Below are 12,940 nucleotides of genomic sequence, written 5' to 3'. Positions count from 1 at the left end.
AAAAATCGAGGCTTTTCCATTTTATAAACCTTACTCCTCACTCAAATAAGGATTCAAAATCTCAGCCAATTCATTGAGCCAATAATAATTGTCTTCAAAATTTGTTAGTCCAATTTGGAGGGTTTCATGTTGTCGCATTACGCCGAGAGCTAAAATGCAATTTACTTGTCTTAATATTTTAGTCCTATCTTCTGGATCTATAATATGGTTAAAAAAATCAATCAGCCTTGTTTCGGCTTCTTTGGAAAGGGTTTCAGCAAAATTTTATCGCATTTTTGTCATTTCGAGCGAAAGGAGATCCGAGCGATAGCGAATAGGCGAAGCAAATCTTCGCGAGAAACTCCGTAAAGTAAGTTGACAATCTTTGTCGAGCTACTTGTGGAGATTTCTCCTTACGTCGAAATGACAAACCATACGTAAACATCTGTCAGGCTGAGCGAAGTCGAAGTCCCGCAATCTAAATCTCCAATCTTTGTCGAGTTACTTGCGAAGATTTGCTTCGCCTATTCGCTATCGCTCGCTCCTTACGTCGAAATGACAAACTAGACTAAAAATAAAGAAAAGAGCCATAGGCTCGATCAATATTGTAGGGCTGGATTTTAATCCAGTTATAACATATAATTATATTAGAAAACGAATTGAAATTCGTTGCTAATACCGATTTTTTCACAATCACAGGAATACAAAACAACCAAATATTTGATTAACAAAACAATACATCTGAAACATATCAAGAGTCATCAAAACACTTTAAAATAAAACAGTAAACTGTACAAAATGTAGCTTTTTTACTAAAATATTATTTAAAATAAAATATATTTACAACAAAATTCACTTAGATAATTCAACATAAAAAATAATAAATGAAATATAACTTTACTCTACTTCTTTTAGTTACAATTATTAATTTCTCATTTGCGCAAACTATAGATGCAACTTTACTTGAAATAAATTTTCAAGAGAGCAGTTATCCTCAAAATCTTACGCCTTTTAAATCTGGATTTTGCTTTACTGCTACAGATGGTTACAACAAAAAATTTGGTAGAGAGTTGTGGTATTCTGATGGCACAAAAAATGGCACAAAAATGATAAAGGATATTTTACCTGGAAGTGAAAATTCTAGTATAAGTAACTTAATTCAAGTTAATAATATTCTTTATTTTTCTGCAAATGACGGCGTGCATGGCGCAGAATTATGGAAAAGTGATGGCACAGAAGCAGGAACATTAATGGTTAAAGACATAAATCCAAATGACAAAGAGGTATTTTATGCTCCCACATCAATGGTAGAATTTAATGGAAAATTATATTTCTCTGCAAATAATGGTATCAATGGTTATGAACTATGGACAAGCGATGGAACAGAAGCTGGTACTTATATGGTAAAAGATATAAACCCTAATAGCGGCAGCAATCCAAACGAATTATTTGTATTTAATAATAGTTTGTATTTCATCGCGAATAATTCGACTGGAAATGTATTATGGAAAAGTGACGGTACAGAAGCAGGTACCGTAATATTAAAAAACGTCTATCTTAATACTCTTTCTAACAATAATAAACAATTTTTAATTACAAATGACCGCTTTTACTTTTATGCATCTGACAGATCAAAAGGTTTTGAGCTTTGGAAAAGTGATGGTTCTGAATCAGGAACTCAAATGGTCAAAGATATTCGAGCTGGTATAAATCCTAGTGCAAATTCGTTAAGAGGTTCTGTATTAAACAATACTATAATTTTTGAAGCAAATGATGGAATTAATGGTAATGAAATATGGAAAAGTGATGGTACAGAAAGTGGAACATTCATGCTAAAAAACATTGACAATTCACTTGACAATAGCATATTTGGTGAAGGCAAATATGTTACATTCAATAACGAAGTGTTTTTTCTAGCCAGTCAGAATCTTCAAGGAAGCGATATATGGAAAACCGACGGAACATCCAACGGTACGGTTTTATTTAAACGTGTAAATGATGGTAATAATTTCTTATTTATTAATAAATTTTTTCATGATAAAATAAACAACAAGCTCTTATTTTTTATTAACAGCACTAATAACTCTGATAAAACAATTTGGGTTAGCGACGGAACATCAAACGGAACGAAAGAGCTTTCTAATATAAAATCAAATGATTCATTTGGTTATCCTGATAATTTTATCTCTATCAATAACAAAACAATTTTTAATGCTGAAAGCAAGAAATATGGAAATGAATTATGGCAAACTGATGGAACAACTTTAGGAACATCTTTATTCGCCGATCTTAATTTCAGCAACGGAAGTAATCCTGCAAAATTTACGAATGTGAATGGGAATCTATTTTTTAGAGCAAGAGGAACAGAATCTGGAAGCCAACTATTTAAAAGCGATGGAACAATAGAAGGAACTAAATTAGTTAAGGATTTAAATCCAGGCAGTGAAACAATTGATGACCTTTCTGATATGAAAGAAATAAAAGGTACTTTATTCTTTAGCGGAATAGATGGCACTCATGGATTTGAACTTTGGAAAAGCGACGGAACAGAAAATGGAACTACTTTAGTAAAAGACATTTTCCCAGGAATCAACAGCGGTTTGAGAAGCAATAGCGGCAAACAAGAATTTAGTGTAATAAATGATATATTATATTTTAACGCCAATGATGGAGCAAATGGTTTCGAACTTTGGAAAAGTGACGGAACAGAAGCTGGAACTTATATGATAAAAGATATTTATCCTGGTTCTAGTGCTAGCTATGCAAGACAATTTGTTTTACTAAATAATATTATTTATTTTATTGCTAATGATAATTCTGGTACAGCTATATGGAAAACTGACGGAACGCAATCTGGAACAACAAAAATTATAGCTTTAAATGATATAAGGATTTTAAAAATTTTAAATAATAAATTGATAATAATCGCTGAAACATCAGGAACAACTTATGGTCCACATGACGTATGGGTGTCAGATGGTACTGCAATTGGAACTAAACACTTAAAAACTTTCGGAGATAATGGTGACAGCGAAATTGAGTTTACAACAACAATGGGAAATCAATTATATTTTGTGGCAAGAAGTCCTGATAGTTTTAGAAAAGCAGTTTATAAAACTGATGGAACTATTGAAGGCACAAAATTAGTATTTGATGGTGCAAATCATCCTACAATGCCAAATCTTAAAATAAAAGAAATTTTAACATGTGGTAGTTATGTCTATTTTGTTGTAAGCGATTTTTACAACACTAATAAAGAATTATGGAGAACAAATAATCAAGTTACAGAAAAAGTAGCTGACTCTGATACTGAAGACTTTTTAAACATAAGAAGTTTAATTACTTACAATGATAATTTATTTTATTTAACAGAATTATTTCCTAAGAAAATTTGGATGATTAATGACAATTTAAATACATCTGAACATTTAAGTATAAATGTATTAAATGGCAAAAATCTTGATGGACGTGATTCGGTTCAAGGATTAGCAGTCACTAATAATAACTTGTACTTCAATGCAAATAATGAAATAAGCGGTAATGAACTTTATCTTGCAAAAATCAATTCTCCTTCATTGAGTATACCCGATTATTATTTATCGGAAAAGAAAAATCAAAAAGAAATAAAAGTTTATCCTAATCCAGCAAATAAATTTGTTACAATAGAATCTAAAAATAGTAATATTACAAAATTTGAACTCTACAACATGCTTGGACAAAAGATCGATGAACAAATGAGTAAAGATTCTAATCAAAAAATAAAATACGATCTAAATAATTTAGTTAATGGCATTTACTTTATTAAAGCGACACTATCAAATGGTAAGATAGACAATGTGAAGTTAATTGTTAATTAACGCAATGCACGCGACGTAAAGACTCTCAAAAGAAGAATTAATAAAATCAATTGCCCCTAGTTTTAACCAGAGGCTATTCAATAAAAAAATGCAGGACCAAAATATGATCCTGCATTTTTCTATAATTTGATAAATCTAAATAGAAATTTCTTTTTTAGACTCCTTGGCGCTCATGTATTCCTTCTTTAATTTCTTCCACCATTTTTTTATTAAAAGCGGGTAAATCATTTGGTTTTCTGCTGGTTACTAATCCATTGTCTACGACAACTTCTGAGTCTTCCCATTGTGCTCCGGCATTTTTCAAATCGTTTTTAATAGAGAAAAACGAAGTTACTTTTCGACCTTCTAAAACATCAGCATCTACCAGAATTTGAGGTCCGTGACAAATAGCGGCTACTGGTTTTTTACTTTCAAAAAAGGAACGTACAAAATTTACTGCAGCTTCTTCTCTTCTCAATAAATCAGGATTTATAACTCCTCCTGGAATTACCAAAGCATCGTAATCTGCTTCATTTGCTTGATCTAATACGGCATCAACATTGTATTCCTTGCTCCAATTTCCGTCTTTCCAAGCTTTGATCGTTCCAGATTTCAAACTAATGATATCCGCATTCCAACCTTGCTCTTCCAGATAGGCTTTTGGTGATGCTAATTCTGATTCTTCAAAACCGTTTGTGGCTAATATGGCGATATTCTTTTTCATAATTTTACTATTTAAAATGTTATTAATTTTGATTTAAGTTAAAATTAGTTATTTCAAACAGCCAGCGGAAATACACGCTGTTAAAGCTTTCTTTAATAAAAGTTAATTAATTGGAAATCAATTTTTTATTAAAAATTAAACTGGAATTATATAAAACTTCTATCATTTGTTTTGCTATTTTATACCATGAAATCTAAAGAAATCAATGTATAAATTATGTCGCTCCGCTGGAGCTTTTGGTACGGCGCGCTTTATAAATCTATAAATATTTCATTCCTCCGGAATTCTCTTTTGCAGATTTAAAAAATCACATTTTAATTCAAAAAATCAATTGCCTCCATCTTTAGATGGAGATTCATTTAATCAAGTATAAAAATGGCTTTAGCCAAAAAATACGCATTTTGGCTAAAGCCCTACAGGATGAAAATCTTTTAAACCTCCAGCTAAAGCAGGAGACAATTCAATAAAAAACTTTAATAACTTATATGACCTTATATGGTTCAAAAAAAATAAATGTTACTTTTGATAATCCTATTTTTTTGAAAACAACTTGTCAGAAGATTAAAACATTTCCGTTTTAATCAAAACAGCAATCATTATAATCTACGATTTATGAATGTTTTACTCATTGAAGATGATAAACGCATCAGCGAATTTATAGTAAAAGGTTTGGAGGAAAACAACTTTACTGTGCATCTGGCCGAAACGGGCGAGATTGCACGTGAACTTATTCAACAAGATATTTGGGATATTATTTTAATGGATATTATGCTTCCGGGGATTGACGGAATTCAGTTGGTGAAACTAATGCGTTTCAAAAAAAATCATACGCCCGTTTTAATGTTAAGCGCTTTGAGCGACACCGATGATAAAGTAAATGCTTTAGATTCTGGCGCCGATGATTATTTGGTAAAACCTTTTCATTTTAAAGAATTAATTTCGAGAGTCAACGCACTTACTCGAAGAACTAAATTCAACTACGACAAAGTAGAAACTTTATACAAATTAGGAAGTTTGACCATAAATCCTGAAGAACATAAGGTTACAGAAAACGATAAACTAATCGATTTATCGCCAAGAGAATATAAACTGCTGTTGTATTTATTAGAAAACCGAAACAAAGTAATCTCGAGAACGCAGATTTTAAATGCCGTTTGGGGCATTAATTACGATAACAACACCAATGTTGTCGATGTTTATATTTCTTATTTAAGAAACAAAATCGAGCAAAACCATAAATTTATCCATACCATAAAAGGAACGGGATATATGCTTAAAGAAGAATCATGAAAATACGCAACAGGTTTACCTTAATATCATCTTTTACGTTTAGCGTTGTCTTTGTCATTGCTTCTGTAATCACGTATTTTTCTTTCTACAGTTATTCAGAAAAAATAATATATAACGAACTTCAAAAAACATGCTTATTGACGGGAATTTTCTATCTCGAAAAAGATGAACTACCTGAGAATCAGCATTTGTTAATTGGACAGCAATTCAGGGAAAATTCGCTGGAAATCATTACTCGCGTATACAACAATAAAAATCAAATTGTATACGGCGACAAAACGATCGACAATAACATCAATGCCGAAAGACTGGATTATATTCGGAAAAACAGAAAGCTTAGTTTCAAATCCAAACATCATTTTTATTTTGGAAGTTACTATCATGACAATCAAGGTGATTTTGTGGTTTTCGTTAAAAAAAACGACGTCGAATTTAAAACCATGACCGACCGATTGCAAATCATTATGATTATGGTTTTAATCATCGGATTGATTACGATTTATATTGTCAGCCGTGTGCTTTCTAATTTGGCTTACAGTCCTATAAAAAACATTATTGATCAGGTCAACGAAATTCAGGCTTCGTCGCTGGATCGCCAGATTGTTTCTCCAAATACCAAAGATGATATTCAGGAATTGGTAGAAACGTATAACAATTTGTTTACCCGTTTATCAGATACTTTTATCATTCAGAAAAACTTTATCAATTATGTTTCGCACGAATTTAAAACGCCTTTAACGGCAATTTCAGGAAACTTAGAAGTATTTGCCCAAAAAGACAGATCAAGCGCTGAATACAAAGAAATGTCTGAGAAAGTTTTGGAAAATGTCTATCAGATCGAAGACACCATGAATACATTGATGATGCTTTCGGGCTTGCGAAATAATACAGAACTCAACGAAATTTTTAGGGTTGACGAATTGGTTTGGGATATTAACGATCAGATTCCTAGTATTTATGATCTAAAAAATTCTCCAATACAAATTGTTCTAGAAGTGGCAAATGACAAACTGCTTTCGATAAAAGGAAATAGCAACGAAATTAAAATCGCTTTATACAATATTATAGAAAACGCCGTAAAATATTCTAACGGAAATCCAATAAAAATAAGTCTTTTGGAAAAAGACAACCAGCTTAAAATTGTCATTGAAGACCGCGGAAGTGGAATTAGCGAAGACGATTTAATCTTCATTAAACAAACCTTTTATCGAGGTAAAAATGTGAAAGATATAAAAGGAAGCGGTGTTGGACTTTCGTTGGCCAATATTATCTTTAAACAAAATAATATCGATTTTAATATTGCATCCAAAAAAGACGAAGGAACAACGGTAACGCTACTATTTCCGAGACTCTAATCGTTTTCTAATGTTGCTCTAACCGTCTTATAACACACATCAAATTAAGGGCTAATATGTCGCCAATAACTTTGCGCCATCATTAAAACAACTTAATTTGAAACGTTTACTTTTAACCTTACTCGTAATTGTATCTCACAAAAACGTGGCGCAGATTGCTGCCATAAACGATACAATTGTGCTTTCCAGAACACAGGCCGAGGCTTTGTTTTTGGATAAGAATATCTCTCTTATTTCCGAAAAACTGAACATCGATATTGCCGATGCACAGGTTATTCAGGCAAAACTATGGCCCAATCCTACGCTGACTATCGGCGAAATCAATCTTTGGAACAATGCTACTGCACAGCAATTGCCTCCGCTTTGGGGCAATTTCGGAAGAACGTCGCAAGTCAATGCAGAACTGGAACAACTGATTCAAACTGCCGGAAAACGAAGAAAAATGATTGCAATGGAAAAAGTAGGCGTTGATATCGCCAAAGAATATTTCAAAACTTTTTTACGTAATCTAAAAATCGAATTTAGAGGCAATCTTACGGAACTGCAATACAATCAAGCGCAGGAAGCGATTTATAAAAAACAACTTTCGTCGATGCAGACTTTACTAAAAGCGTACGGAAATCAGGTAAAACAAGGCAATGTTGGCAAAGGCGAATACATTAGATTGAAAGCAACTGAACTTCAATTCTTAAAAGAAATAGCCGATTTACAAAAGGAAAATAATTCGTTGCAGAAAGAACTTAAGGTTTTAATGAATCTTCCCGCAACAAACTATATCAAACTTACCGATGATGGTTTTGTTCCCGATAATAAAAATATCGAAAACATCAATTTAGGTAATCTAATGGCTTCGGCTGTAGAAAACAGACCTGATATGAAAGTGCTTAAACTTGGAAATGATTATAACGACAACAAGCACAAATACGAAAGAGCCATGCGAACGCCAGATGTTACGCTTGGTGTAAGTTATGACCGTGGAGCGAGTTTAATGAATGATTTTGTGGGCGTTGGTTTCTCGCTTGATCTTCCGTTTTTCAATCGAAATCAGGGAAATATCAAAGCTGCAAAACTAGCTATCGATCAGGGAAAACTATTGGCTGAGGAAAAAACAATTACTATCCAATCGGAAGTATTGGAGTCTTATGAAAATTTATTGGTGACCAAAAAACTGTACGACAGTGTTGAAGCTGATTATGAAGGAGATTTGGATAAACTTCTGGAAGCGTATCGTAAAAACTTCCTTCAAAAAAATACCAGCATGCTTGAATACCTTGATTTTGTTGATGCTTATTTAGACAACAAATCGATACTGCTGAATTCTAAAATGGACCTGAATAAAAATCTGGAAGAACTGCGCTATATCTCAGGTCAGGAAATCAACTAAATCTAATTTTCAAAAACAACAAACAAATGAAGAAATATATTGTACTCCCAATATTGGGGTTAATGCTCGTTTACGGATGTGGCAAAAAAGAAGAAGTTAAAGAAACGAAAGAAGAAAAGTTTTGTATCGATAAAGATTTAAAAGAAAAAATCACCATCGAACCAATTCAAAAACGTTCTGTGAGCGAATCGATAAACCTTACAGGAAACATTACGTATAACGGCGATCACGTAGTTCCGTTTAACAGCCTTGTAGAAGGAATTATTACCAAAACTACTTTTTCATTGGGCGATTATGTTCGAAAAGGACAAATTCTGGCAGAAATAAAAAGTACCGAATTAAACAGCATGCAGTCTGAAAGCAAATCGCTTCAATCGCAAATAACTGTAGCGCAACGCAATTTACAAGCAGCAAAATCAATGTTTGAAGATGGTATTTCGTCACAAAAAGATTTACTTCAAGCGCAAAGCGAACTCGATGTTTTAAAGTCTTCGCTTGAAAATGTAAGAGCCAATCTGGCCATGTTTAGCGCGAGTAGCGAAAGATCTGTTTTTCTAATTAAAGCACCAACTGAAGGTTATATCGTAGACAAAAATATAAGTCCTGGAATGCAGATTACAGACAGCAGTGAACCACTTTTTACAATTTCTGACTTAAAAGAAATCTGGGTTTTGGTAAATGTATATACGAGTAATTTAAAAAATGTTTCGGAAAATATGCCTGTTGATGTTACAACTCCAGCGTATCCAGGAGAAATTTTTAAAGGAAAAATAAAAATGATGTCTAAAGTTTTTGATGCCGACGAACATGTTTTGAAAGCCCGAATTGTAATGGAAAACAAAAACTTAAAACTAAAACCCGGAATGACAGCCGATATTATTATTGATAAAAGTTTAGGCGGAGATATGCTAGAAGCTGTTCCTGCAAAAGCTGTGATTTTTGACAACAACCGTGATCATATTTTAATTTATAAAGATGATTGCACTATCGAAACCAGAGAAATTAATCCGATAATTAAAAACAACGACTGGGTTTATTTTAAAGACGGTGTTAAAGAAGGCGAAATGGTGATTACCAAAAATCAGCTTTTAATTCACGAAAGATTAAAAAACTAATTATCCCCAAAACGGATAAATACAATACAAGACATGAAAAAATTTGTACAAGGATTAGTTGCTTTCTCGCTAAAAAACTCCCTGATAGTTTTTTTCCTGACAGCCATATTACTAGTCGCCGGTATCGTGAGTTACATTCACACACCAATTGAAGCCTTTCCCGATGTAACCAATACAAGGGCAAGAATTATTACGCAATGGCCGGGAAGAAGTGCCGAAGAAGTGGAGAAATTCATCACACTTCCTATTTCTAAACAAATGAATACGATTCCGAAAAAAGCAGAAGTACGTTCTATTTCGCTTTTCGGATTATCGGTTGTAACCGTATTATTTGATGATGGCGTTGAGGATTTTTACGCACAGCAATACGCCTCAAACCGTATGGGCGGACTTGATCTTCCTGAAGGAGCCGATGCAGAAATCGATCCGCCGTCTGGAGCAACGGGCGAGATATTCAGATACGTCATTAAAAGTGATTTGCCTATAAAAGAAATTCAGGCCATTCAGGATTGGGTTATTGAAAGAGAATTGGTTGCCGTTCCCGGAGTTGCCGATGTGGTAAGTTTTGGTGGTGAAGAAAAAATGTTCGAAATCAAAATTAATCCAACACAGTTAGAAAACTACAACCTTTCGGCTTTAGATGTTTACGAAGCCGTTTCAAAAAGTAATATCAATGTGGGTGGAGACGTAATTCAGCGTGGCGATCAGGCTTACGTTGTGCGAGGTGTCGGCTTAGTTAATAAAGTTGAAGATATTGGCAATATTTTAATCGAAACCAAAGGCGGAGCTCCCGTTTTAGTAAAACACGTAGCCGAAGTTTCGATCTCAGCAAAACCAAGATTAGGACAAGTTGGTTTAGACGAAAATGATGATGTTGTAGAAGGAATTGTAGTGATGCTTCGCGGAGAAAATCCGGGTGAAGTAATCAAAAAACTTAAAGAACGTTTAACCGAACTTAATGAAAGAGTTTTACCCGATAATGTCAAAATTGTTCCGTTTATCGATCGTACCGAATTGGTGAATACAACCGTAAAAACCGTTACCAAAAACCTTGTTGAAGGTATTTTACTGGTATCGTTAATTGTATTTATTTTCCTTTACAACTGGAGAACATCCTTGATTGTGGCTTCTGTAATTCCGCTTTCGTTTTTGTTTGCTATTGTAATGTTGAGAATTCAGGGATTGCCGGCGAATTTAATTTCGATGGGAGCTTTAGATTTCGGATTACTGCTCGAAGGAACGCTCGTTATTGTCGAACAAGTCTTTGTCTCGCTCGAAAAGAAAGCGCATAAAGTGGGCATGGAACGCTTTAATAGCATGAGTAAAATGGGATTGATCAAGAAAAGTGTCGGCAGCGTAGCGACTTATATTTTCTTTGCCCTAATCATTTTGATTGTAGCGTTGATGCCAATTTTCTCTTTCACGAAAGTGGAAGGAAAAATGTTTTCTCCCCTAGCCTTTACGCTAAGTTATGCCCTTTTAGGATCATTGATTTTGTCGCTTACCTACGTTCCTGCAATGTGTAAAGTCATGCTGACTAAAAACATTGTCGAGAAAGAAAATATGATTTCGCGTTTCTTTAGAGAAAACCTTTTTAAACTGTTTCAATGGAGTACCAAGCATCGTAAAGCTACTTTTTATGCCTTTTTAGCTCTGTTAGCGGTTTGTTGTGCAAGATTTGCTTTTTACGGATCAGAGTTTATTCCGAAACTGAATGAAGGCGCTATTTATGTAAGGGCAACATTGCCAAACAGCATCAACCTTGACGAATCGGTTAGATTGACGAAAGAAATGAAAACCAAGATTAGAAAGTTTGAAGAAGTAAAATTTGTGCTTTCGCAAACCGGAAGACCAAACGATGGAACAGATCCAACGGGATTTTTCAATATCGAATTCCATATCGAATTAAAACACAAAGACGAATGGAAACACGACATCAGCAAAGAAGAATTGATTGCCGAGATTAAAAAAGTACTCGATGTATATCCCGGAATTGCCTTTGGTTTTAGTCAGCCAATTCAGGATAATGTCGAAGAATATGTTGCCGGAGTAAAAAGTCCGCTGGCGATCAAGATATTTGGAAGTGATCTTTTTCAATTGGAAGAAATGGCTGCTAAAGTTGCCAATTCGATCAAAGATGTAAAAGGAATTGAAGATATTAATGTTTACAAAAACATTGGATTGCCTGAATTAAGAATTCAGCTTGATGACGAAAAAATGGCACGTTACGCTGTTACAACTGCCGATGCACAAGCCGTAATTAGAATGACCATTGGCGGACAGGCAGCAACAAAATTTTATGACGATGAAAAGATATTTGATATCACTTTGCGTTTTGAAAAAGAATATCGTGACTCAAAAGAAAAAATAGAAGGTATTCTCATTCCAACTCTAAATGGCAAAAAAGTGCCGTTAAAAGAAATCGCAACGGTAGATTATAAAACAGGTCCAACCTTTATTTACCGTGAAGGAAACAGCCGTTATATTGCCGTTGGGTTCAGCATTGAAGGACGAGATCTTGGAAGCACAATTGACGAAGCGCAGAAAAAAGTAGCTGCCGAAGTAAAACTTCCTAAAGAAAATGTGATGAAATGGGCAGGAGAATTTGAAAGTAAGGAAAGAGCAACCAAACAATTGGCAATGATTATTCCTGTCGTTTTGGTATTGATTTTATGTCTGCTGTATTTCAACTTTGGCAATTTCAAAGACACCATAATTGCTGTAACTGCAATGCCTTATGCTTTTATAGGTGGATTCTTGTCGCTTTGGGTAACAGGAACCGTGTTCGGAATCTCGGCGGGAATTGGGTTTATTATTCTCTTTGGTGTGAGCGCCATCGACAGTATTGTCCTCATCGGAATGATTAGGGAAAATATGAGAAACGGAATGCATTTAAGAGATGCTATTTCGGAAGGAATTCACAGCAGAATTCGCCCTATCGTGATGATTGCTCTTATGGGATCTTTAGGATTACTGCCTGCTGCATTATCAACCGGAATGGGTTCTGAAGTCCAAAAACCATTAGCCATTATGATTGTGGGCGGATTAATAACGTGTATGATTTTATCTCTTACCGTTTTACCTCAAGTATTCTATTGGTTTTACCGAAAAAAAGATCCAAGTAACATAGCATCTTAATCTTACTTATATAAATTTTAAAAAAGCACCTTTAGACATTTGGTTTAAAGGTGCTTTTATTGAAATAGAGCGAATTGTAAATATGTCTTATAACAATACAATTAAAACTTTTACAGGTA

Annotated in this window: 8 protein-coding genes; 6 read left to right on the top strand and 2 right to left on the bottom strand. The window is 34.0% G+C overall.

From position 1 onward, the window contains the following. Nucleotides 1-30: 30 nt before the first annotated feature. The gene (locus P0R33_RS19110; protein ID WP_276175672.1) at nucleotides 31-225 is read right to left on the bottom strand and encodes a hypothetical protein; all 195 of its coding nucleotides are present in this window, start codon (nucleotides 223-225) and stop codon (nucleotides 31-33) included. A 638-nt stretch (nucleotides 226-863) separates the two neighbouring features. Here P0R33_RS19110 and P0R33_RS19105 point away from each other — a divergent pair. After that, nucleotides 864-3,836 carry an ELWxxDGT repeat protein gene (locus tag P0R33_RS19105; RefSeq protein WP_276172759.1) on the top strand — a complete coding sequence of 991 codons (2,973 nt, stop codon included), beginning with the start codon at nucleotides 864-866 and terminating at the stop codon, nucleotides 3,834-3,836. 154 nt (nucleotides 3,837-3,990) lie between these two features. Here the strand turns inward: P0R33_RS19105 and P0R33_RS19100 are convergent, their stop codons facing one another. Further along, entirely contained in the window at nucleotides 3,991-4,539 is a 549-nt protein-coding gene (locus P0R33_RS19100) for a type 1 glutamine amidotransferase domain-containing protein (RefSeq protein WP_276172758.1), read from the bottom strand. Between the two features lie 612 nt (nucleotides 4,540-5,151). Between P0R33_RS19100 and P0R33_RS19095 the strand changes: the two genes are divergently transcribed. The 5 genes from P0R33_RS19095 (at nucleotide 5,152) to P0R33_RS19075 (ending at nucleotide 12,821) form a co-directional block, all read left to right on the top strand. Next, the gene (locus tag P0R33_RS19095; protein WP_276172757.1) at nucleotides 5,152-5,829 is read left to right on the top strand and encodes a response regulator transcription factor; all 678 of its coding nucleotides are present in this window, start codon (nucleotides 5,152-5,154) and stop codon (nucleotides 5,827-5,829) included. Continuing rightward, nucleotides 5,826-7,184, top strand: a complete 1,359-nt coding sequence (locus tag P0R33_RS19090; protein ID WP_276172756.1) for a HAMP domain-containing sensor histidine kinase — start codon at nucleotides 5,826-5,828, stop codon at nucleotides 7,182-7,184. Before P0R33_RS19095 ends, P0R33_RS19090 begins: the two co-directional genes overlap by 4 nt. Before the next feature lie 97 nt (nucleotides 7,185-7,281). Continuing rightward, nucleotides 7,282-8,568 (top strand): TolC family protein, encoded by a 1,287-nt coding sequence (locus tag P0R33_RS19085; protein WP_276172755.1) that lies wholly within the window; start codon nucleotides 7,282-7,284, stop codon nucleotides 8,566-8,568. A 26-nt stretch (nucleotides 8,569-8,594) separates the two neighbouring features. Continuing rightward, the gene (locus tag P0R33_RS19080) at nucleotides 8,595-9,683 is read left to right on the top strand and encodes an efflux RND transporter periplasmic adaptor subunit (protein ID WP_276172754.1); all 1,089 of its coding nucleotides are present in this window, start codon (nucleotides 8,595-8,597) and stop codon (nucleotides 9,681-9,683) included. A gap of 33 nt (nucleotides 9,684-9,716) precedes the next feature. Next, nucleotides 9,717-12,821, top strand: coding sequence for a CusA/CzcA family heavy metal efflux RND transporter (locus P0R33_RS19075; RefSeq protein WP_276172753.1), 3,105 nt, complete (start codon nucleotides 9,717-9,719; stop codon nucleotides 12,819-12,821). Nucleotides 12,822-12,940 lie beyond the last annotated feature (119 nt).

The organism is Flavobacterium sp. YJ01 (assembly GCF_029320955.1).
Classification (GTDB): Bacteria; Bacteroidota; Bacteroidia; order Flavobacteriales; family Flavobacteriaceae; genus Flavobacterium.
The sequence above is the reverse complement of the archived record's forward strand: the minus strand, read 5'-3'. Positions and strand labels throughout refer to the sequence as shown.

Excerpts from the sequence above, each read along its gene's own strand:
- P0R33_RS19105 (WP_276172759.1), top strand. The coding sequence starts at position 864 with ATGAAATATAACTTTACTCTACTTCTTTTAGTTACAATTATTAATTTC.
- P0R33_RS19100 (WP_276172758.1), bottom strand. The coding sequence starts at position 4,539 with ATGAAAAAGAATATCGCCATATTAGCCACAAACGGTTTTGAAGAATCA.
- P0R33_RS19095 (WP_276172757.1), top strand. The coding sequence starts at position 5,152 with ATGAATGTTTTACTCATTGAAGATGATAAACGCATCAGCGAATTTATA.
- P0R33_RS19090 (WP_276172756.1), top strand. The coding sequence starts at position 5,826 with ATGAAAATACGCAACAGGTTTACCTTAATATCATCTTTTACGTTTAGC.
- P0R33_RS19080 (WP_276172754.1), top strand. The coding sequence starts at position 8,595 with ATGAAGAAATATATTGTACTCCCAATATTGGGGTTAATGCTCGTTTAC.
- P0R33_RS19075 (WP_276172753.1), top strand. The coding sequence starts at position 9,717 with ATGAAAAAATTTGTACAAGGATTAGTTGCTTTCTCGCTAAAAAACTCC.